Source organism: Zhongshania aliphaticivorans, from assembly GCF_001586255.1.
In the GTDB taxonomy this organism is placed as follows: domain Bacteria; phylum Pseudomonadota; class Gammaproteobacteria; order Pseudomonadales; family Spongiibacteraceae; genus Spongiibacter; species Spongiibacter aliphaticivorans.
On record NZ_CP014544.1, the window covers coordinates 491639 to 511268 of the forward strand.

A 19630-nucleotide genomic window follows, 5' to 3' on the forward strand; every position below is an offset into this window, starting at 1 on the left:
GCGGGCACCTGTTGAATACCCTTGCGGAGGAACGGCCTTGAAAGATTTATTAAGTCTATTAAAACAGGGACAACCGAACGATGAGTTTGACTCTATTCGTATCGGTTTGGCGTCACCGGAGCTAATTCGTTCTTGGTCTTTTGGCGAAGTAAAAAAGCCAGAAACCATTAACTACCGTACTTTCAAGCCTGAGCGTGACGGCTTGTTTTGTGCCAAAATTTTTGGACCCGTAAAAGACTACGAATGTCTGTGCGGTAAATACAAGCGCCTGAAGCATCGCGGCGTAATCTGTGAGAAGTGTGGCGTTGAAGTTGCACTGGCTAAAGTGCGTCGCGAGCGCATGGGTCACATAGAGCTGGCTAGCCCAGTTGCTCACATATGGTTTTTGAAGTCACTGCCAAGCCGGATCGGTTTGCTATTGGACATGACCCTGCGTGATATCGAACGTATTTTGTACTTCGAATCTTACGTAGTTACTGACCCAGGCATGACTACCCTCGAGAAAGGCCAGTTGCTAAGCGACGAGCAATTCTTTGAGGCAATGGAAGAGTTTGGTGACGACTTCGTGGCCAAGATGGGCGCCGAAGCCATCATGCATCTGCTGATGGAGCTTGACCTACCGGTTGAGATTGAGCGTCTGCGCGAAGAAATTCCCGCGACCAACTCTGAAACCAAGATTAAAAAGCTGTCTAAGCGTCTGAAGCTGATTGAAGCCTTGGCCGAGTCTGGCAACAAGCCAGAGTGGATGGTCATGAAGGTTCTGCCAGTTTTGCCGCCGGATTTGCGTCCTTTGGTACCGCTGGATGGTGGCCGTTTTGCGACCTCGGATCTTAACGATTTGTATCGCCGGGTGATCAACCGTAACAACCGTTTAAAGCGTCTGCTTGATCTGAATGCACCTGACATCATTGTGCGTAACGAAAAGCGTATGCTGCAAGAATCAGTTGATGCGCTGCTGGATAACGGTCGTCGCGGTCGTGCCATCACTGGCTCGAACAAGCGTCCGTTGAAATCTTTGGCAGACATGATCAAAGGTAAGCAGGGTCGTTTCCGTCAAAACCTTTTGGGTAAGCGAGTCGACTACTCTGGTCGTTCGGTTATCGTGGTTGGACCTACCTTGCGTCTGCATCAGTGCGGTCTGCCTAAGAAAATGGCACTTGAATTGTTTAAGCCATTCATCTTCGGCAAGCTCGAAGCACGTGGTTTAGCAACTACCATTAAAGCCGCTAAGAAAATGGTTGAGCGTGAGCCGCCAGAAGTATGGGATATTCTCGCTGACGTTATTCGCGAGCATCCAGTACTGCTGAACCGCGCACCAACCCTACACCGCTTGGGTATTCAGGCGTTTGAGCCGGTGCTGATCGAAGGTAAGGCAATTCAGTTGCACCCCTTGGTGTGTGCGGCCTATAACGCTGACTTTGACGGTGACCAAATGGCGGTACACGTACCGCTGACAATTGAAGCGCAGCTGGAATCTCGCGCGCTGATGATGTCCACCAACAACATCCTATCGCCCGCTAACGGCGAGCCGATCATCGTGCCTTCTCAGGACGTGGTATTGGGTCTGTACTGGATGACCCGCGACCGTGTAAATGGCGCTGGTGAAGGCACTGTGTTCGCTAACCCAGAAGAAGTGCATCGCGCGTATGTTACCGGTTTGGCGCATTTGCAGGCGCGTATTAAGTGCCGCCTGACAGAGGTGAGTTTTGGTGAGAACGGCGAGCGTACTGAAACACGCTCCATCGTTGATACCACCATTGGCCGTGTGCTGTTGTGGCGGATTGTGCCTGAAGGTCTGCCCTTCGACATGGTTAACCATGCCATGACCAAGAAGGCGATCTCTCGTATTCTTAACGAGTGCTACCGTCGCGTTGGCTTGAAAGCTACCGTAATCCTTGGCGACCAACTGATGTACACCGGTTTTGAGTACTCTACTCGCTCCGGTTCATCGATTGGTGTTAACGATTTTGAAATCCCAGAAGCTAAGGCGCGTATTGTTGCGGCCGCTGATGCTGAAGTGGTTGAGATCGAGAAGCAATATGCTTCTGGTCTGGTAACCCAGGGTGAGAAATACAACAAAGTTATCGACATTTGGTCCCGTGCGAACGACATGGTTTCCAAGGCGATGATGGAAGGTCTGTCTAAAGAGCCAGTTATAAACCGCAAGGGTGAGGAAGAGATGCAAGACTCTTTCAACTCGGTTTATATCTACGCTGACTCCGGTGCGCGTGGTTCGCCAGCCCAGATTCGTCAGCTAGCTGGTATGCGTGGTCTGATGGCTAAGCCAGACGGCTCGATCATCGAGACGCCGATCACCGCAAACTTCCGTGAAGGTTTGAGCGTACTTCAGTACTTCATCTCGACTCACGGTGCGCGTAAAGGTTTGGCCGATACGGCATTGAAGACGGCTAACTCTGGTTACTTGACTCGGCGTCTGGTTGACGTTGCTCAGGATTTGGTTATTACCGAAGACGATTGCGGCGCTACTGAAGGTCTGACCATGACCCCCGTTATCGAAGGTGGTGACATCATCGAGACCTTGGGTGACCGCGTACTGGGTCGTCTGGTTGTTCGCGATGTATTTATTCCTGGCACCGATGAAATAGCTGTTGAAGCGGGCGTGATGCTCGACGAGAAAGGCGTTATCGCACTGGAAGAGATGGGTATCGACGAGATCGATGTGCGGTCGCCAATTACCTGCGAAACTCGTCACGGCGTTTGCTCTGCTTGTTACGGTCGCGATCTGGCGCGAGGCCACTTGGTTAACCGTGGTGAGGCGGTGGGTGTTATTGCTGCTCAGTCTATCGGTGAGCCCGGTACTCAGCTTACCATGCGTACCTTCCACATCGGTGGTGCGGCATCGCGGGCAACTGCGGTCGACAATATTCAGGTTAAACAAGACGGTAAGGCCCGTTTGCACAATCTGAAATACGTTGAGCGTGAAGATGGCTTCCTAGTGGCGGTAAGCCGTTCTGGTGAGCTGGCTATTACCGACAAGAGCGGTCGTGAGCGCGAGCGTTATAAGCTGCCTTACGGTGCCTTGATTAAGGTTGCCGACCGCGCCGAAGTGGCAGCGGGCGATATCGTTGCAACCTGGGATCCGCACACTCACCCAATTATCACTGAAGTAGCGGGTATCGTTAAGATGTCCGGTATGGAAGAAGGTATTACCGTTAAGCGTCAAACTGATGAATTGACCGGTTTGACCAGTATTTCGGTTATGGATCAGGGCGAGCGTCCAGCTGCGGGTAAAGATATGCGCCCAGCAGTGACCTTGGTTGACCCCAATGGCGACGAGCTGTGCTTGGCAGGTACAAACGTACCAGCTCACTACTTCCTGACTGAGAATGCAATTGTATCCTTGGAAAATGGCGCTACCGTGAAAGTCGGTGATGTTGTTGCTCGTATTCCACAAGAAAGCTCGAAAACACGAGACATTACCGGTGGTTTGCCACGGGTTGCTGACTTGTTCGAAGCGCGTAAGCCGAAAGAGCCCGCAATTTTGGCGGAGATCTCCGGTACTGTGAGCTTTGGTAAAGAAACCAAAGGCAAGCGCCGCTTGATTATTACACCTGCCGACGGCAAGCCGTTGGCTGATGGCTCTGATTACTACGAAGTGCTCATTCCTAAATGGCGTACTTTGACCGTGTTCGAAGGTGAGCAGGTTGAGAAGGGCGAAATTGTATCGGAAGGTCCATTGAGCCCCCACGATATTCTGCGCCTGAAAGGCGTTGAGGAATTGGCGAAGTATATCGTCAACGAAATTCAGGACGTTTACCGTCTGCAGGGTGTAAAGATCAACGATAAGCACATCGAAGTTATCGTTCGTCAGATGCTCCGCAAGGTCAATATTCTGACCTCCGGCGACTCATCGTTTATTAAAGGTGAGCAGGCTGAATATGTGCGCGTGGTAGAGGAGAATGAAATTCTTCACAACACCGACAAGATTTGTGCAAGCTATGAGCGTGAATTGTTGGGTATTACCAAGGCCTCGCTAGCAACAGAATCCTTTATTTCGGCGGCTTCCTTCCAGGAAACGACGCGGGTTCTGACCGAAGCGGCGGTTACCGGCAAGCGCGATCATCTGCGCGGCTTGAAAGAAAACGTGGTTGTAGGCCGCTTGATTCCTGCGGGAACGGGCTTGGCATATCACCGCGATCGCAAGATCAAGAAAGAAGAACTGAGTAAAACCGTGTCAGCACAAGATGTTGAAGCGGCGCTGTCAGAGGCGCTCAGCGATAACGGCTGAGTAAATTTGACTACTTGACGGGAGTGGAGTGCGTCTTTAGAATTCGCGCTCCACTTTTTTTATAAGCTGCCGGTGGTTTCGGCAGTTGGTCGGCCAGTGCATTGGTGCCCTGGTCTTTAGTTTTTTGGAGTTTATGAATGGCAACGATCAACCAGTTGGTTCGTCAGCCGAGAAAGCGTAAAGCGGCTAAAAGTGACGTTCCTGCATTGCAGGCATGTCCACAGCGTCGCGGCGTATGTACTCGTGTTTACACCACTACCCCGAAAAAGCCTAACTCGGCACTGCGTAAAGTATGTCGTGTGCGTTTGACTAACGGCTTTGAAGTTTCATCTTACATCGGTGGTGAAGGCCACAACCTGCAGGAGCACAGCGTAGTGCTGATCCGCGGCGGCCGTGTAAAGGATTTGCCAGGTGTGCGTTACCACACTGTTCGCGGCAGCCTAGATACATCCGGTGTTAACAACCGTAAGCAAGCTCGTTCTAAATACGGTACTAAGCGTCCTAAGTCGTAATTCGATTTAACGCTACTTAAACAGACCTTAAGTAAGGCCAAACCATCGTCTCATCGCTGTAAGGGCGGCCCGGTGTTTGGATTTACCTGAAGACAAAGGAAGATAGAGATATGCCAAGAAGACGCGTCGCCGCTAAGCGAGAAATACTGCCAGATCCAAAATTTGGCAACCTGACCCTGGCCAAGTTTATGAACCATGTAATGGTCAGTGGTAAAAAATCAGTTGCAGAGCGCATCGTATATGGAGCTTTGGACTTGGTTAAAGAGCGCCTGAATACTGACCCACTAGAGGCTTTCGACACTGCCCTAGAAAATATCGCACCTATGGTCGAGGTTAAGTCTCGCCGTGTTGGTGGTGCTACGTATCAGGTGCCTGTAGAGGTTCGTCCTAGCCGTCGTACTGCTTTGGCAATGCGTTGGTTGGTTGACTACTCTCGTGGCCGTGGCGAGAAATCTATGCGTCAGCGTTTGGCTGGTGAGATTATCGATGCATCGCAGGGCAAGGGCTCTGCAGTTAAGAAGCGTGAAGACGTGCATCGCATGGCTGAAGCTAACAAAGCGTTCTCCCATTACCGCTTCTAAGAAGTTACACCAGAGTTTAAATGGGGAAGCATAGTGGCACGTAAAACGCCTATCTCAAGATATCGCAATATTGGTATCTGTGCCCACGTTGACGCGGGCAAGACGACGACGACAGAGCGGGTGTTGTTCTATACCGGTATGTCGCACAAGATCGGCGAAGTTCATGATGGCGCTGCGACGATGGATTGGATGGCTCAGGAGCAGGAGCGTGGTATTACAATCACCTCTGCTGCGACCACCTGTTTTTGGTCTGGCATGCAGCAGCAGTTTGAGCAGCATCGCATCAATATCATCGATACCCCGGGGCACGTTGACTTCACCATAGAAGTTGAGCGGTCGCTACGGGTGCTCGATGGTGCTGTGGTGGTTTTGTGCGGTTCGTCTGGTGTGCAACCTCAAACCGAAACTGTTTGGCGCCAAGCTAATAAGTATGAAGTGCCGCGTTTGGTCTTTGTGAACAAAATGGACCGAATGGGCGCTAATTTTACTCGGGTTGTTGAGCAGTTGCGTACCCGCTTGGGTGCGGTCGCAGTGCCAATGCAGATGACGATCGGTAGCGAAGAAGAGTTTCGCGGCGTCGTTGATCTCATCAAAATGAAAGCCATTATCTGGAATGAAGCTGATCAGGGTATGACCTTCGACTATGAAGAGATTCCTGCTGAGATGTTGTCTGCGTGTGAAAAAATGCGCGAGTACATGATCGAGGCTGCTGCTGAAGCGACAGACGAGATGATGGAAAAATATCTTGAAGGTGGTGAGCTAAGCGAGGAAGAGATCAAGGCCGGTATTCGCAAGCGTACCTTGGCTAACGAAATCATTCCGGTGTTTGGTGGTTCGGCCTTTAAAAATAAAGGTGTTCAGGCAATGCTTGATGCCGTCGTTGAGTATATGCCTTCGCCGACCGAAGTTAAGGCCATTGAAGGTACGCTCGACGATAAGAACGAAACGCTCGCTACCCGCGAAGCAGATGATAATGCGCCTTTTTCGGCATTGGCATTTAAAATCGCGACTGATCCCTTTGTGGGCACCCTGACTTTCTTTCGGGTTTATTCTGGAAAGTTGGAAAGCGGAACTGCCATCGTTAATTCGGTAAAGGGTAAGAAAGAGCGTGTCGGTCGTATGGTGCAGATGCACGCAAACGACCGTCAAGAGATTAAAGAAGTCTGGGCGGGTGATATTGCTGCGGCCATCGGCTTGAAGGACGTGACGACCGGAGACACGCTGTGTGATCCGAATAATGTCATTGTGCTGGAGCGCATGGAGTTTCCTGAGCCGGTAATATCGGTGGCAGTGGAACCGCGGTCTCAGGCGGATCAGGAAAAAATGGGTATTGCCTTGGGTAAGTTGGCCCAGGAAGATCCGTCTTTCCGGGTCAAAACTGACGAAGAAACCGGTCAGTGTATTATCTCTGGTATGGGTGAGTTGCACCTCGATATCCTTGTCGACCGTATGCGTCGCGAGTTTAGTGTTGAGGCGAATATTGGTAAGCCGCAAGTAGCCTACCGCGAGGCGATTCGCAATACCTGTGAGATTGAGGGTAAGTTTGTACGTCAGTCTGGTGGTCGTGGTCAGTTTGGTCACGTCTGGATTCGTTTTGAGCCAGGTGAAGATTCAAATGCCGAAGGACTTGAATTTGTCAGCGAGATTGTTGGTGGTGTGGTTCCTAAGGAGTACATCCCTGCAATTGAAAAAGGTATTGCTGAGCAAATGCAAAATGGCGTGTTAGCTGGATATCCCTTGTTGGGGCTTAAGGCGACCGCATTTGATGGCTCATACCATGACGTAGACTCTAATGAAATGGCGTTTAAGGTTGCCGCCTCTATGGCGACAAAACGGCTCGCTCAAGAGGGCGGTGCGGTCTTGCTTGAACCCATTATGAAAGTAGAGATTGTTACCCCTGAGGCAAACATGGGTGACGTCGTTGGCGATCTAAACCGTCGTCGCGGCATAATCTTGGGCATGGATGAATGTCTGTCTGGCAAGGTTATTAATGCCGAGGTACCACTGGCAGAGATGTTCGGTTATGCAACCGATTTGCGCAGTGCGACCCAGGGGCGGGCGACATTTACGATGGAATTCGAAAAGTATTTTGAAGCGCCGCGTAACGTTACCGAAGAAATCATGGCTAAAAACAGAGCTTAATTTTTAAAACCTTTATGCGAGGAATATATTGTGGCTAAGGAAAAGTTTGAACGTAATAAGCCCCACTTGAACGTGGGCACCATCGGTCACGTTGACCATGGTAAAACCACGCTGACTGCAGCACTGACCCGTGTATGTGCGGAAGTGTATGGCGGTAAGGCAGTGGCGTTTGATGGTATCGACAATGCACCTGAAGAGCGTGCACGTGGTATCACCATTGCGACCTCTCACGTCGAGTATGATTCATCTACTCGTCACTACGCGCACGTTGACTGCCCAGGTCACGCCGATTATGTAAAAAACATGATCACCGGTGCTGCGCAGATGGATGGCGCGATCCTGGTATGTGGCGCCACTGACGGCCCAATGCCTCAGACGCGCGAGCACATCCTGCTGTCACGTCAGGTTGGCGTACCTTATATCGTAGTATTCCTGAACAAAGCTGACCTGCTGGCTGAAGATTGCGGCGGCGTGGGCAGTGAAGAATACAATGAAATGCTGGAGTTGGTTGAGATGGAGCTGCGTGAGCTGCTTGATCTGTACGAATTCCCCGGTGACGATACCCCGATTATTGCGGGTTCTGCACTGATGGCATTGAATGGCCAGGACGATAACGAACTGGGCACCACTGCCGTTAAGAAATTGATCGAGGCCTTGGATTCTTATATTCCACAGCCTGAGCGTGCAGTTGACCTGCCGTTCCTGATGCCGATTGAAGACGTATTCTCTATCTCTGGTCGCGGTACAGTGGTAACTGGCCGTATCGAGCGTGGCATTCTGCGCACCGGTGATGAGATAGCGATCATTGGTATTCACGACACCACCAAGACTGTATGTACTGGTGTTGAAATGTTCCGCAAGCTGCTTGATGAAGGTCGCGCTGGTGAGAACGTAGGTGTGTTGTTGCGTGGTACTAAGCGCGACGACGTAGAGCGTGGTCAAGTACTGGCTAAGCCCGGTTCAATCACGCCTCACACTCGTTTCGAAGGTGAAGTATACGTACTGTCCAAAGAAGAGGGTGGCCGTCACACGCCGTTCTTTAAAGGCTACCGTCCTCAGTTCTACTTCCGTACCACGGACGTGACTGGTGCTTGTGAGCTGCCGGAAGGTACTGAAATGGTTATGCCTGGCGACAACGTGAAGATGGACGTAACTTTGATTGCGCCAATCGCGATGGAAGAAGGTCTGCGTTTTGCAATTCGTGAAGGTGGCCGTACTGTAGGCGCCGGCGTTGTTGCTAAAATCGTAGAATAAGCATTACCGCTAAGGCGGTATTTGTTTGGGAAAGGGAGGTTTTGCCTCCCTTTCTTAGTTGTTCACCGGTAATTTTGCCGGCTTTGTAATTAGTTGTGGTTTGCGTAGAGAAATGATTGGATATTGTGTTGACAATGTCTGGGTATATCTTTAACATTCCGCTTCCTTTTTTCGGGTTACCTCGGCGACAAATGGCGAGGGTCCGGATTTATTCGGGATGGGAGTTTGATCAGGTGCAGAACCAACGGATAAGAATTCGTTTAAAAGCTTTTGATCACCGCCTCATTGATGCGTCTACGCAAGAGATTGTGGACACTGCAAAACGTACTGGTGCTCAGGTTAGAGGTCCAATTCCTCTGCCAACGCGCAAAGAGCGTTTTACAATCCTGGTCTCTCCACATGTAAACAAGGATGCGCGTGATCAGTATGAGATCCGCACCCATAAGCGCATGTTGGACATCGTAGAGCCTACAGAAAAAACTGTAGACGCGCTGATGAAGTTAGATTTGGCGGCTGGTGTAGAAGTTCAAATTAGCCTCGGCTAAAAACAAGTAAACACTGAATATTTTTTTCAGACCCGCTCGGGGGCTGGCCCTGGGTTGTGTAACGCGTGTTAAAGCGCGGCCATAGAGGGTGTTAGCCCCGTACACTGAGAGGTTGGAGCAATGACTATAGGTTTGGTCGGTCGTAAAAGCGGCATGACGCGCGTTTTTACAGAAGACGGTATTTCTATTCCGGTAACCGTGATTGAGGTTGATCCTAATCGCGTTACTCGTGTCAAGGCAGATGATGTCGATGGCTATCGGGCAATCCAGATTACTACTGGCGCTCGCAAAGCATCGCGTATCCCTAAAGCAGAAGCAGGTCACTTTGCAAAAGCCGGAGTTGAGGCTGGTCGTGGTTTGTGGGAGTTTCGTTTGGAGCAGGGCGAAGAAGCCCCTGAAGTTGGTGTTGAGCTAACTGTTACTGCATTCGAAGCGGGCCAAAAGGTTGATGTCACTGGTCAGTCTAAAGGTAAGGGTTTTCAGGGCGGTATAAAGCGCTGGAACTTTGCCATGCAAGACGCAACTCATGGTAACTCTTTGTCTCACCGTTCTAACGGCTCAATTGGTCAGTGTCAAACGCCTGGTCGAGTTTTTAAGGGCAAGAAGATGTCGGGTCATATGGGTGCTGAGCGCGTAACGGTTCAGACTCTTGAGGTTGTTCGTGTGGACGCTGAACGCAACTTGATTTTGGTCAAGGGTGCGGTTCCAGGTGCTCCAGGTGGTGATGTATTCGTACGTCCTGCTGTAAAAGCTAAAAAATCCTAGGGGGCGATGCAATGGAATTAAGTATTGCGAAACCCGGTAACGGGGCAGCGGGGACAGTTCAGGTATCTGATGTCACCTTTGCACGCGAGTTTAACGAAGATCTGGTGCACCAAGTAGTAGTGGCTTATATGGCCGGTGCGCGTCAGGGTACTCGTGCTCAAAAGACACGTTCTGATGTTCGTGGTGGCGGTAAGAAGCCTTGGCGTCAAAAAGGTACTGGCCGTGCACGTGCTGGTACAATCCGTTCGCCAATTTGGCGTGGGGGCGGCGTGACATTTGCTGCGCGTCCACAGGATCATACTCAAAAAGTAAACCGTAAAATGTATCGTGCCGCGCTTTGCACGATTCTGTCTGAGTTGGCTCGTCAGGAGCGCTTGGTTGTGGTTGAAGAATTTGCACTTGAGTCACCTAAAACGAAGCTGCTGGTTAAGTCGCTTGGTGAGTACGGTCTTGAAGGTGCCTTGGTTGTGACAGAAGAAGTGAACGGCAATTTGTATCTTGCTGCGCGCAATCTGCACAATGTTGATGTTCGCGATGTAAGTGGTGTTGACCCAGTAAGCCTGATTGGCTACGACAAAGTGGTTATCACTGTTGCTGCATTGAAAAAGTTTGAGGAGCTGTTGGGATGAATAAAGAGCGCATCTATAAGGTACTGCTCGGCCCGCACGTTTCTGAAAAAAGTGCAGCGAGCACAGAGCTTAATAATCAGGTAGTTTTTCGGGTGCTGCCGAATGCTAACAAACTGGAAATTAAGAAAGCGGTAGAAATGCTTTTTAAAGTCAGTGTGTTGGATGTTCGTACAGTGAACGTAAAAGGTAAGGTTAAGCGTAATCGTTTTGGTTTGAGCAAAAAGTCAAGCTGGAAGAAAGCGTATGTAAGCCTTGCGCAGGGTCAAGACATTGACTTTGCGGTCGCTGAATAAGTCTGGAGTTTAGTCAAATGGCAATTGTAAAAAGTAAACCGACTTCTCCCGGCCGTCGCTTTGTTGTTCGGGTTGTAAACCCGGATCTACACAAAGGTGCACCGCACAAGCCACTGCTTGAGAGTCAGTCGCGCAATGGCGGCCGTAATAATAACGGTCGTATCACCACTCGTCACGTTGGTGGTGGTCATAAGCAGCATTATCGCTTGGTAGATTTTAAGCGTAATAAGGACGGTATTCCTGCACGCGTCGAGCGTTTAGAGTATGATCCTAACCGCACCGCATTCATTGCTCTTGTGATGTATGCCGACGGTGAGCGTCGTTACATTATTGCGCCAAAAGGTGTTTCGGCTGGAGATCAAATTATCTCTGGTGAGGCGTCGCCAATTAAGGCTGGTAATACTCTGCCTATTCGCAACATCCCTCTGGGAAGCACAGTTCACTGTGTTGAGATGAAGCCTGGTAAAGGTGCGCAGATCGCGCGCAGTGCCGGTACTTCTGCTCAGTTGGTTGCTCGTGAAGGTCAGTACGCGACGATTCGTCTGCGTAGTGGTGAAACGCGCAAGATATTATCAGAGTGCAAAGCAACATTGGGTGAAGTATCCAACAGCGAGCACAGCTTGCGTAAGTTGGGTAAGGCCGGTGCCTCGCGTTGGCGTGGTGTTCGTCCTACCGTTCGCGGTGTGGCGATGAACCCGGTAGATCACCCACATGGTGGTGGTGAAGGTCGTACTTCTGGTGGTCGTCACCCTGTATCTCCTTGGGGTATGCCGACCAAAGGGTATAAGACCCGTAAAAATAAGCGTACAGACAAACTAATTGTACGTCGTCGCGATAAATAATCGATCAGACGTCAATTAGAGTAAAGAGGATTAGCTTGTGCCACGTTCATTAAAGAAAGGTCCGTTTGTCGATCTTCATTTGTTGAAGAAGGTTGAAGTAGCGGTAGAAAAAAACGATCGTCGCCCCATTAAAACGTGGTCGCGTCGCTCCATGATTCTGCCTGAAATGGTGGCTCTGACAATCGCTGTTCATAACGGTCGTCAGCATGTCCCGGTTATTATTTCCGAAGACATGGTTGGTCACAAATTGGGTGAATTTGCCGCGACTAGGACCTATAAGGGTCACGTGGCCGATAAAAAGGCCAAGCGTTAAGCTTGGGCCGGGAGAGGCTTTTAAGATGGAAGTAGCAGCACGTTTAAAAGGCGCACGAATCTCTGCCCAAAAGGCGCGTTTGGTTGCTGACCAAATTCGCGGAAAGGGTGTAGAAGAGTCGCTAGATCTGCTGACGTTCAGCTCCAAGAAAGCGGCGAGCATTATTAAGAAAGTGCTCAACTCCGCAATCGCCAATGCTGAGCACAATGAAGGCGCAGATGTTGACGAATTGAAAGTTTCGACAATCTTTGTAGATGAAGGTACGACGATGAAACGTCTTCGTCCTCGGGCAAAGGGTCGTGCGGACCGTATTCTGAAAAGATCTTGTCACATCACGATTAAAGTCGCAGACGGCGAAGGCTAGGTAGGAGAGACCACATGGGTCAGAAAGTACACCCGACCGGCATCCGGCTGGGAATCGTAAAAGAACATAATTCCGTTTGGTACGCGAGTGGCAAAAACTACGCCGCGCACCTAGTAATGGATTTGGAAGTACGTGAGTTGCTTGAGAAAAAGCTCTCTCACGCTTCAGTAAGCCGTATTGTTATTGAGCGTCCGGCGCAAACTGCACGCATCACGATTCACACAGCGCGCCCCGGTATCGTTATCGGTAAAAAGGGTGAGGATGTCGACAAGCTTCGTAAAGAGCTGTCAGTGAAGATGGGTGTGCCAGTTCATATCAACATCGAAGAGATCCGCAAGCCGGATATGGAAGCGAAGTTGGTAGCCATGAACGTCGCTCAGCAGCTTGAACGCCGTGTTATGTTCCGTCGCGCTATGAAGCGTGTGGTACAGAATGCGATGCGCCAAGGTGCAGAAGGCATTAAGGTACAAGTTAGTGGGCGTGTCGGTGGTGCAGAAATTGCTCGTACTGAGTGGTATCGCGAAGGCCGTGTGCCCTTGCACACACTCCGTGCTGATATTGACTACGCGACACACGAAGCGGCTACGACCTACGGCATCATTGGTGTCAAAGTCTGGATCTTTAAGGGAGAAATCCTGGGAACCAGAAAAGAAGCGGTCGAAGCTAAGGCTAAGAAAGGTTCAGAGTAAGGGTTACGCAAATGTTACAGCCGAAGCGCACAAAGTTTCGCAAGCAACACAAAGGACGCAACCGTGGTCTGGCAGAACGCGGTAGCCGGGTCAGCTTTGGCGAGTTTGGCCTTAAAGCAGTCGGTCGCGGCCGTATTACAGCACGCCAGATTGAAGCGGCACGTCGAGCAATGACGCGTCACATCAAGCGTGGTGGAAAAATCTGGATTCGTGTTTTCCCAGATAAGCCAATTACCGAAAAGCCTCTGGAAGTTCGTCAGGGTAAAGGTAAGGGTAATGTTGAATACTGGGTCGCACAGATTCAGCCGGGCAAGGTCTTGTACGAAGTGGAAGGCGTGTCTGAAGAATTAGCGCGTGAAGCATTCGCCTTGGCGTCAGCAAAGATTCCTGTGCCGACCGCATTTGTTAGACGGGTGGTGATGTGATGAATGCTTTAGAGTTACGCGATAAATCAGTTGAAGATCTTAATGCCCAACTGTTGCAGCTGCTTGAAGATCAGTTCAAGCTTCGCATGCAAAAGAGTACCGGCCAGTTAGCGCAAACGCATTTGCTGAAGAAAACTCGTCAGGAAATCGCACGCGTTAAAACTGTGCTCCAGGAAAAGGCAGGTAACTAAAAATGTCAGAAGTAGCAAAAAGTGCTCGTACAGCCACCGGTAAAGTGGTCAGTGACAAGATGGATAAAACCATCACAGTACTGATTGAGCGTCGGGTAAAGCACCCGATGTACGGTAAGTACATAACGCGCTCATCTAAAGTTCACGCTCATGATGAAAATAATGAGTGCAAAATTGGTGATGTAGTGACAGTTTGCGAAACGCGTCCAGTGTCCAAGTTAAAAACTTGGGCTTTGTTGAGCGTAGATGTAACGGCTACCCAGGTTTAATTTGGCCGGCGGCCTGTGTGCAATCGCTTGATGCACTGTTGACTGGTTTGGAGTAAGAAATGATTCAAACAGAAAGCTATTTGGAAGTTGCAGATAACAGTGGCGCACGTCGCGTTATGTGCATCAAGGTGCTTGGCGGCTCTCATCGTCGCTATGCACGAGTCGGTGATCTGATCAAAGTCACAGTCAAAGAGGCTATCCCTCGTGGCAAAGTGAAAAAAGGTCAGGTAATGACAGCTGTTGTAGTTCGTACTAAGAAAGGTGTTCGTCGTCCAGACGGTTCGCTGATCAAGTTTGACGATAACGCTGCAGTGTTGCTAAACAATAACAACGCACCTATTGGTACCCGTATTTTTGGGCCAGTAACGCGTGAATTGCGTGGCGAGAAGTTCATGAAGATAATCTCTTTGGCACCGGAAGTACTGTAGTTCCAGGTGTGGAGAGAAGGCTGAGGTCAGGTTATGCGTAAGATTAAGCGTGAAGACGAAGTTATCGTCTTAACCGGGAAAGACAAAGGTAAGCGCGGTGTTGTCCAGAAAGTTTTGGCCGACAACAAGTTACTGGTCTCCGGCATCAATATGATGAAGAAACACCAGCGTCCAAACCCGCAATTGGGAGTGGCCGGTGGTATCGTTGAGAAAGAAGCGGCGATCCAGGTTTCTAATGTTGCTATTTATAACCCGTCTACCAAGCAGGCGGATCGCGTGGGCTTTAAGGTGGCCGAAGACGGCAGCAAGACCCGTATTTTTAAATCAAGCGGCGAAGCGATCAACGCGTAGGGGTTATTGAAAAATGGCACGATTAGGTGAACTTTACCAAACTGAGTTAAAGGCAAAGCTGATTGAAGAGCTGGCTTTGGCTAACCCTATGGAAGTTCCGCGCATTACCAAGATCACCCTGAACATGGGTGTAGGTGAAGCGGCTGGAGACAAAAAGGTTCTTGAGGCAGCACTGTCCGATCTGACAAAGATTGCAGGTCAGAAGCCAGTGGTGACCAAGGCGCGCAAATCAATCGCAGGTTTTAAAATCCGTGATGGTTGGCCAATTGGCTGCAAAGTAACTCTGCGCGGCGAAAACATGTATGAATTTCTGGATCGCCTAGTCAGTATCGCTATTCCTCGCGTACGTGACTTCCGCGGTATCAGCCCGAAATCATTCGACGGTCGCGGTAACTTCGCGATGGGCGTAACGGAACAGATTATTTTTCCGGAAATTGATTACGATAAAATTGATACACTACGCGGTATGGATATTACGATCACGACTACTGCTCGTAATGACGACGAAGGTCGCGCGCTTTTAAAGGCGTTTAACTTTCCGTTTAAAGGTTAAGGGGTTCAGGGGACATGGCAAAGCAGTCAATGAAAGCGCGCGAATTGAAACGTGCCCAAACTGTCGAAAAATTCGCTGCAAAGCGCGCTGAGCTTAAAGCGATTTTCGCCAGCGTAAATTCTAGCGATGAAGAAAAGTGGGATGCGCAGGTTAAGCTGCAAAAGCTTCCGCGTGATGCAAGTCCATCACGTCAGCGTCGTCGTTGTCAGATCACGGGTCGTCCGCACGGTGTATACCGCAAGTTCGGTCTTTGCCGTAACCAGCTTCGTCAAGCCGCTATGCGCGGTGATGTCCCCGGCTTAGTTAAGGCTAGCTGGTAATAGTGGGAATTTTGCTGTCGCTGGCTATGGCCGCGGCGTTTAATGGGAGCAAAACATGAGCATGCAAGATCCTTTAGCGGATATGCTTACACGTATCCGCAACGCTCAGATGGCAGGTAAAACTGCTGTTCAGATGCCTTCTTCAAAACTTAAGGTATCGGTTGCAAAGGTACTGGAAGACGAAGGTTATATCGCTAGTTCGCGCGTTGAAGCCGATGGTGGCAAAGCGCAGCTGACAGTTGAGTTGAAGTACTATCAGGGTAAGCCGGTAATCGCTGAGATTCATCGGGTAAGCCGTCCAGGTCTGCGCGCTTACGCTGGTAAAGACGAATTGCCATCAGTGCGTGCCGGTTTGGGCATCGCGATTGTATCTACCAGTAATGGTGTGATGACTGATCGTGCAGCGCGAGCGGCCGGTGTGGGCGGCGAAGTGCTTTGCACTGTTTTCTAACGCGACAGTTTAAAGAGTTCTTAACATGTCAAGAGTAGCGAAAAGTCCAGTGACTATCCCCGCAGGGGTTGAAGTCAAGCTCGACGCCAGCAGCATCGCAGTCAAAGGTAAAAAGGGTAGCTTAGTGCTGCCTTTGCACCAGTCTGTTGAAGTGAAGCAAGAAGACGGGCGTTTAGTATTCTCAGCGCGTGAAGGCGCGAAAAACGGTTGGGCGATGGCGGGTACTACTCGTTCATTGACTAACAATATGTGTGTTGGTGTTAGCGAAGGATTTCAGCGTAAGTTGATCCTAAACGGCGTTGGTTACCGTGCTAAGGCCACTGGTAATAGCATTAATTTGGTGTTGGGTTTTTCTCACCCCATTGATTATGCGTTACCAGAAGGCGTAACAGTCGATACCCCGACTCAGACAGAGATTGTCTTGAGTGGTACTGACAAGCAAATACTGGGTAAGGTAGCGGCCGAGATCCGCGCGTTCCGTCCACCAGAGCCTTATAAAGGTAAGGGTGTTCGCTACGCAGACGAAAACGTCCGTCGTAAAGAAGCGAAGAAAAAGTAAAGGCTAGGTTATGAGCGATAAGAAAGTATCAAGATTACGTCGTGCCCGCCGTGCTCGCTTTAAAATGCGTGAGCTCCGCGCCGTACGTCTTAGCATTCACCGCACACCGCGTCATATGTATGCTCAGCTTATAGCTGCTACAGGTGATGTCGTGTTGGCGAGTGCCTCTACACTAGATAAAGAGTTGCGTGCTGGTGCGACTGGTAATGTTGCTGCAGCCGCTAGTGTGGGCAAGTTGATCGCCGACCGCGCGAAAGCCGCAGGCGTGACAAAGGTCGCCTTTGACCGCAGTGGATTTAAATTCCACGGCCGTGTCAAGGCGCTGGCAGATGCTGCCCGTGAAGGTGGTTTGGAATTCTAAGGTTTTAGGCGATGGCGTATAACGATCAGAAAGACAAAGCGAACACTGAAGGCTTGCAAGAGAAATTAGTGCAGGTAAACCGTGTTGCCAAGGTGGTCAAGGGTGGCCGTATTTTCAGCTTCACTGCTCTAACTGTAGTTGGTGATGGCAATGGTAAAGTCGGCTTTGGCCGCGGCAAGGCGCGTGAAGTGCCGGTCGCTATCCAAAAGGCGATGGAAGCTGCCCGCCGTAATATGGTCCAGGTAGACGTAAAGGGTGATACCATCCAATACGCTGTCAAAGGCCGTCACGGTGCCTCCAAGGTTTACATGCAGCCTGCATCTGAAGGTACTGGTGTTATTGCCGGTGGTGCAATGCGCTCGGTGCTTGAAATTGCCGGCATTCATAACGTACTGGCCAAGTGCTACGGTTCGACAAACCCGGTAAACGTGGTTCGTGCAACTGTTAAGGCATTGGTAAGCGTTTCTTCACCAGAAGAGGTCGCAACTAAACGCGGCAAGACTGTTGAAGAGATCTTGGGCTAAGAAATAGGCAGGATTTGCAATGAGCAAGATTAAAGTCACACTAGTTCGTTCTGTTACAGGACGGCTAAAGTCGCACAAGGCCTGCGTCGCTGGTCTTGGCTTGCGTCGTATTCGCCACACTGTTGAAGTGGAAGACACTCCATCAGTGCGCGGTATGATCAATAAGGTCAACTATTTAGTACGTGTTGAGGGATAAGTGATGAGCGATATGCGTTTAAACACGCTGAGCCCGGCTCCCGGTCGAGTTAAAGATAGTAAACGGGTAGGTCGTGGTATCGGTAGTGGCTTGGGTAAAACCGCAGGTCGTGGTCACAAAGGTTTAAAGTCGCGTTCAGGCGGTAGTGTACGTCCTGGTTTCGAAGGCGGTCAGATGCCTTTGCAAAAGCGTCTGCCGAAGTATGGTTTTACTTCGCGCCTGTCACGCGTGACTGCACAAATTCGCACCGCTGAGCTCGCAGCAGCTGGTGATGGCGTGATTGATCTTGATGCCTTGAAGCGTGCTGACTTAGTCGGTCGCAATATTGAGCGTGCAAAGATCTTTCTGTCCGGTGATCTGAACAAGGCAGTTACTGTAAAAGGTTTGGCAGTAACAAAAGGCGCGCGCGAAGCTATTGAAAAAGCGGGCGGCAAAGTCGAGGAATAAGGCGAGATCCCCATGGCGAAATCCAGTCCATTATCAGCTGGAAGTCAATCCGGAGTAGGCGAGCTGATGGCTCGCCTTCGTTTTCTACTGCTAGCGATAATTGTTTATCGCATCGGTACTCACATTCCGGTACCGGGCATTAACCCGGATCAACTCGCCGCGCTGTTTAATCAGAATCAGGGCACGGTACTTGGTTTGTTTAATATGTTCTCGGGCGGTGCCTTGGAGCGTATGAGTATATTGGCGTTGGGTATCATGCCGTACATCTCTGCATCGATCATTATGCAGCTGATGTCGGCGGTGAGTCCTCAGCTCGAAGCGCTGAAGAAAGAAGGCGAGTCAGGCCGTCGGCAGATCAGTCAGTATACCCGCTACTTAACGGTTGTACTTGCGCTGCTTCAAGCGGTTGGTATGACGGTAGGTTTGGCTAATCAGGGCTTGGCTTACAGTGCAGATTTCAGTTTTTACTTTGTTGCCGTGGTGTCACTGGTAACAGGTGCGATTTTCATGATGTGGCTTGGTGAGCAGTTAACCGAGCGCGGTGTTGGTAACGGCATCTCCATGTTGATCTTCGCAGGCATCGTCGCGGGCTTGCCCTCGGCGGTCGGGCAATCTCTGGAGCAGGCGCGTCAGGGTGAGCTCAATGTATTAGTGCTGTTGGCGGTGTTAGTGCTGGCGGTAGCGGTGGTGTATTTGGTGGTCTTCATCGAGCGCGGTCAACGCCGTATTACGGTGAATTACGCCAAGCAGCAGCGCGGTAATAAGATGTATCAGGCGCAGTCTAGCCACTTGCCGATGAAAGTGAATATGGCGGGTGTTATACCGGCGATTTTCGCTAGCTCTATTCTATTGTTCCCTGCGTCTATTGCGCAGTGGGTCGGTCAGAGCGGTGAAGGCATGGAATGGTTGCAAGAGCTCGCTCTGGCAATCGGACCCGGCCAGCCCCTGAATATTATTATGTTTACGGCTTTGATCGTGTTTTTCTGCTTCTTTTATACGGCGTTGATGTTTAACCCTGATGAAGTCGCAGATAACTTAAAACGCTCAGGCGCATTTTTACCCGGGATTCGTCCTGGTAAGCAAACGGCTAACTACATCGATGGTGTATTAACCCGATTGACCATGTTCGGCTCGATGTATATTGCTGGCGTGTGTTTGTTACCGCAGTTCTTGGTAGTGATGTGGAATGTGCCGTTTTATCTCGGTGGTACATCATTGCTGATCGTAGTGGTGGTAGTGATGGATTTCATGGCGCAGGTTCAATCGCACCTTATGTCTCATCAGTATGACTCGGTCTTGAAAAAGGCCAATTTGAAAAATTACGGCGGTGGTGTGCGCTAAGGCGCACCAACCTGATTGCTAGTTTGGAGTGTCACA

The 19630-nt window shown here is 50.3% G+C and carries 27 protein-coding genes; all 27 read left to right on the top strand.

The window, feature by feature from the left end:
• The first annotated feature begins 37 nt into the window (after window positions 1-37).
• The 27 genes from rpoC (at window position 38) to secY (ending at window position 19594) form a co-directional block, all read left to right on the top strand.
• Window positions 38-4249, top strand: coding sequence for a DNA-directed RNA polymerase subunit beta' (gene rpoC / locus AZF00_RS02115; protein ID WP_008248377.1), 4212 nt, complete (start codon window positions 38-40; stop codon window positions 4247-4249).
• A 137-nt stretch (window positions 4250-4386) separates the two neighbouring features.
• Entirely contained in the window at window positions 4387-4761 is a 375-nt protein-coding gene (rpsL, locus tag AZF00_RS02120; protein WP_008248376.1) for a 30S ribosomal protein S12, read from the top strand.
• Between the two features lie 110 nt (window positions 4762-4871).
• The gene (gene rpsG / locus AZF00_RS02125) at window positions 4872-5342 is read left to right on the top strand and encodes a 30S ribosomal protein S7 (RefSeq protein WP_008248375.1); all 471 of its coding nucleotides are present in this window, start codon (window positions 4872-4874) and stop codon (window positions 5340-5342) included.
• A gap of 33 nt (window positions 5343-5375) precedes the next feature.
• Window positions 5376-7484: an elongation factor G gene (gene fusA, locus AZF00_RS02130; RefSeq protein WP_062382920.1), complete on the top strand. Its 2109-nt coding sequence runs from the start codon at window positions 5376-5378 to the stop codon at window positions 7482-7484.
• Window positions 7485-7514: 30 nt separating this feature from the next.
• A complete protein-coding gene (gene tuf, locus AZF00_RS02135; RefSeq protein ID WP_008248373.1) occupies window positions 7515-8738 on the top strand; it encodes an elongation factor Tu in 1224 nt (407 codons plus the stop codon).
• A gap of 233 nt (window positions 8739-8971) precedes the next feature.
• Complete coding sequence (rpsJ, locus tag AZF00_RS02140) at window positions 8972-9283, top strand: 30S ribosomal protein S10 (protein WP_008248372.1); 312 nt, start codon at window positions 8972-8974, stop codon at window positions 9281-9283.
• Window positions 9284-9403: 120 nt separating this feature from the next.
• A complete protein-coding gene (rplC, locus tag AZF00_RS02145) occupies window positions 9404-10048 on the top strand; it encodes a 50S ribosomal protein L3 (protein ID WP_008248360.1) in 645 nt (214 codons plus the stop codon).
• Between the two features lie 11 nt (window positions 10049-10059).
• Window positions 10060-10677, top strand: a complete 618-nt coding sequence (gene rplD / locus AZF00_RS02150) for a 50S ribosomal protein L4 (protein ID WP_008248357.1) — start codon at window positions 10060-10062, stop codon at window positions 10675-10677.
• Window positions 10674-10970, top strand: a complete 297-nt coding sequence (gene rplW / locus AZF00_RS02155) for a 50S ribosomal protein L23 (RefSeq protein WP_008248356.1) — start codon at window positions 10674-10676, stop codon at window positions 10968-10970. The genes rplD and rplW overlap by 4 nt, the downstream gene beginning before the upstream one ends.
• A gap of 17 nt (window positions 10971-10987) precedes the next feature.
• Entirely contained in the window at window positions 10988-11812 is an 825-nt protein-coding gene (rplB, locus tag AZF00_RS02160; protein WP_008248355.1) for a 50S ribosomal protein L2, read from the top strand.
• Window positions 11813-11849: 37 nt separating this feature from the next.
• On the top strand, window positions 11850-12125 hold the full coding sequence (gene rpsS, locus AZF00_RS02165) for a 30S ribosomal protein S19 (protein WP_008248348.1): 276 nt from the start codon (window positions 11850-11852) through the stop codon (window positions 12123-12125).
• A 25-nt stretch (window positions 12126-12150) separates the two neighbouring features.
• On the top strand, window positions 12151-12489 hold the full coding sequence (gene rplV / locus AZF00_RS02170) for a 50S ribosomal protein L22 (RefSeq protein WP_008248347.1): 339 nt from the start codon (window positions 12151-12153) through the stop codon (window positions 12487-12489).
• 14 nt (window positions 12490-12503) lie between these two features.
• Window positions 12504-13178 (top strand): 30S ribosomal protein S3, encoded by a 675-nt coding sequence (gene rpsC, locus AZF00_RS02175; RefSeq protein ID WP_008248346.1) that lies wholly within the window; start codon window positions 12504-12506, stop codon window positions 13176-13178.
• A gap of 11 nt (window positions 13179-13189) precedes the next feature.
• Window positions 13190-13603 carry a 50S ribosomal protein L16 gene (rplP, locus tag AZF00_RS02180; RefSeq protein WP_008248345.1) on the top strand — a complete coding sequence of 138 codons (414 nt, stop codon included), beginning with the start codon at window positions 13190-13192 and terminating at the stop codon, window positions 13601-13603.
• Window positions 13603-13794, top strand: a complete 192-nt coding sequence (rpmC, locus tag AZF00_RS02185; protein ID WP_008248343.1) for a 50S ribosomal protein L29 — start codon at window positions 13603-13605, stop codon at window positions 13792-13794. Before rplP ends, rpmC begins: the two co-directional genes overlap by 1 nt.
• Window positions 13795-13796: 2 nt before the next feature.
• Window positions 13797-14063, top strand: coding sequence for a 30S ribosomal protein S17 (gene rpsQ / locus AZF00_RS02190; RefSeq protein ID WP_008248341.1), 267 nt, complete (start codon window positions 13797-13799; stop codon window positions 14061-14063).
• Between the two features lie 59 nt (window positions 14064-14122).
• Window positions 14123-14491 (top strand): 50S ribosomal protein L14, encoded by a 369-nt coding sequence (gene rplN / locus AZF00_RS02195; protein WP_008248339.1) that lies wholly within the window; start codon window positions 14123-14125, stop codon window positions 14489-14491.
• 33 nt (window positions 14492-14524) lie between these two features.
• Window positions 14525-14842, top strand: a complete 318-nt coding sequence (gene rplX, locus AZF00_RS02200; RefSeq protein ID WP_008248337.1) for a 50S ribosomal protein L24 — start codon at window positions 14525-14527, stop codon at window positions 14840-14842.
• 13 nt (window positions 14843-14855) lie between these two features.
• Window positions 14856-15395, top strand: coding sequence for a 50S ribosomal protein L5 (gene rplE, locus AZF00_RS02205; protein ID WP_008248334.1), 540 nt, complete (start codon window positions 14856-14858; stop codon window positions 15393-15395).
• A 14-nt stretch (window positions 15396-15409) separates the two neighbouring features.
• A complete protein-coding gene (gene rpsN, locus AZF00_RS02210) occupies window positions 15410-15715 on the top strand; it encodes a 30S ribosomal protein S14 (RefSeq protein ID WP_008248324.1) in 306 nt (101 codons plus the stop codon).
• 55 nt (window positions 15716-15770) lie between these two features.
• Entirely contained in the window at window positions 15771-16166 is a 396-nt protein-coding gene (gene rpsH, locus AZF00_RS02215) for a 30S ribosomal protein S8 (RefSeq protein ID WP_008248322.1), read from the top strand.
• Window positions 16167-16191: 25 nt separating this feature from the next.
• Window positions 16192-16725, top strand: coding sequence for a 50S ribosomal protein L6 (gene rplF, locus AZF00_RS02220; RefSeq protein WP_008248321.1), 534 nt, complete (start codon window positions 16192-16194; stop codon window positions 16723-16725).
• A gap of 10 nt (window positions 16726-16735) precedes the next feature.
• Complete coding sequence (gene rplR / locus AZF00_RS02225; RefSeq protein WP_008248320.1) at window positions 16736-17086, top strand: 50S ribosomal protein L18; 351 nt, start codon at window positions 16736-16738, stop codon at window positions 17084-17086.
• 11 nt (window positions 17087-17097) lie between these two features.
• A complete protein-coding gene (gene rpsE, locus AZF00_RS02230; RefSeq protein ID WP_008248319.1) occupies window positions 17098-17610 on the top strand; it encodes a 30S ribosomal protein S5 in 513 nt (170 codons plus the stop codon).
• A gap of 19 nt (window positions 17611-17629) precedes the next feature.
• Entirely contained in the window at window positions 17630-17806 is a 177-nt protein-coding gene (gene rpmD, locus AZF00_RS19040) for a 50S ribosomal protein L30 (RefSeq protein ID WP_008248318.1), read from the top strand.
• 12 nt (window positions 17807-17818) lie between these two features.
• Window positions 17819-18253, top strand: coding sequence for a 50S ribosomal protein L15 (gene rplO / locus AZF00_RS02235; RefSeq protein WP_008248315.1), 435 nt, complete (start codon window positions 17819-17821; stop codon window positions 18251-18253).
• 12 nt (window positions 18254-18265) lie between these two features.
• Window positions 18266-19594, top strand: coding sequence for a preprotein translocase subunit SecY (gene secY, locus AZF00_RS02240; protein WP_008248313.1), 1329 nt, complete (start codon window positions 18266-18268; stop codon window positions 19592-19594).
• Window positions 19595-19630 lie beyond the last annotated feature (36 nt).

Coding starts and splice junctions, on each gene's coding strand:
- rpsL (WP_008248376.1), top strand. CDS start 4,387: ATGGCAACGATCAACCAGTTGGTTCGTCAGCCGAGAAAGCGTAAAGCG.
- rpsG (WP_008248375.1), top strand. CDS start 4,872: ATGCCAAGAAGACGCGTCGCCGCTAAGCGAGAAATACTGCCAGATCCA.
- rplC (WP_008248360.1), top strand. CDS start 9,404: ATGACTATAGGTTTGGTCGGTCGTAAAAGCGGCATGACGCGCGTTTTT.
- rplD (WP_008248357.1), top strand. CDS start 10,060: ATGGAATTAAGTATTGCGAAACCCGGTAACGGGGCAGCGGGGACAGTT.
- rplW (WP_008248356.1), top strand. CDS start 10,674: ATGAATAAAGAGCGCATCTATAAGGTACTGCTCGGCCCGCACGTTTCT.
- rplB (WP_008248355.1), top strand. CDS start 10,988: ATGGCAATTGTAAAAAGTAAACCGACTTCTCCCGGCCGTCGCTTTGTT.
- rplV (WP_008248347.1), top strand. CDS start 12,151: ATGGAAGTAGCAGCACGTTTAAAAGGCGCACGAATCTCTGCCCAAAAG.
- rpsC (WP_008248346.1), top strand. CDS start 12,504: ATGGGTCAGAAAGTACACCCGACCGGCATCCGGCTGGGAATCGTAAAA.
- rplP (WP_008248345.1), top strand. CDS start 13,190: ATGTTACAGCCGAAGCGCACAAAGTTTCGCAAGCAACACAAAGGACGC.
- rpmC (WP_008248343.1), top strand. CDS start 13,603: ATGAATGCTTTAGAGTTACGCGATAAATCAGTTGAAGATCTTAATGCC.
- rpsQ (WP_008248341.1), top strand. CDS start 13,797: ATGTCAGAAGTAGCAAAAAGTGCTCGTACAGCCACCGGTAAAGTGGTC.
- rplN (WP_008248339.1), top strand. CDS start 14,123: ATGATTCAAACAGAAAGCTATTTGGAAGTTGCAGATAACAGTGGCGCA.
- rplX (WP_008248337.1), top strand. CDS start 14,525: ATGCGTAAGATTAAGCGTGAAGACGAAGTTATCGTCTTAACCGGGAAA.
- rplE (WP_008248334.1), top strand. CDS start 14,856: ATGGCACGATTAGGTGAACTTTACCAAACTGAGTTAAAGGCAAAGCTG.
- rpsN (WP_008248324.1), top strand. CDS start 15,410: ATGGCAAAGCAGTCAATGAAAGCGCGCGAATTGAAACGTGCCCAAACT.
- rpsH (WP_008248322.1), top strand. CDS start 15,771: ATGAGCATGCAAGATCCTTTAGCGGATATGCTTACACGTATCCGCAAC.
- rplF (WP_008248321.1), top strand. CDS start 16,192: ATGTCAAGAGTAGCGAAAAGTCCAGTGACTATCCCCGCAGGGGTTGAA.
- rplR (WP_008248320.1), top strand. CDS start 16,736: ATGAGCGATAAGAAAGTATCAAGATTACGTCGTGCCCGCCGTGCTCGC.
- rpsE (WP_008248319.1), top strand. CDS start 17,098: ATGGCGTATAACGATCAGAAAGACAAAGCGAACACTGAAGGCTTGCAA.
- rpmD (WP_008248318.1), top strand. CDS start 17,630: ATGAGCAAGATTAAAGTCACACTAGTTCGTTCTGTTACAGGACGGCTA.
- rplO (WP_008248315.1), top strand. CDS start 17,819: ATGCGTTTAAACACGCTGAGCCCGGCTCCCGGTCGAGTTAAAGATAGT.
- secY (WP_008248313.1), top strand. CDS start 18,266: ATGGCGAAATCCAGTCCATTATCAGCTGGAAGTCAATCCGGAGTAGGC.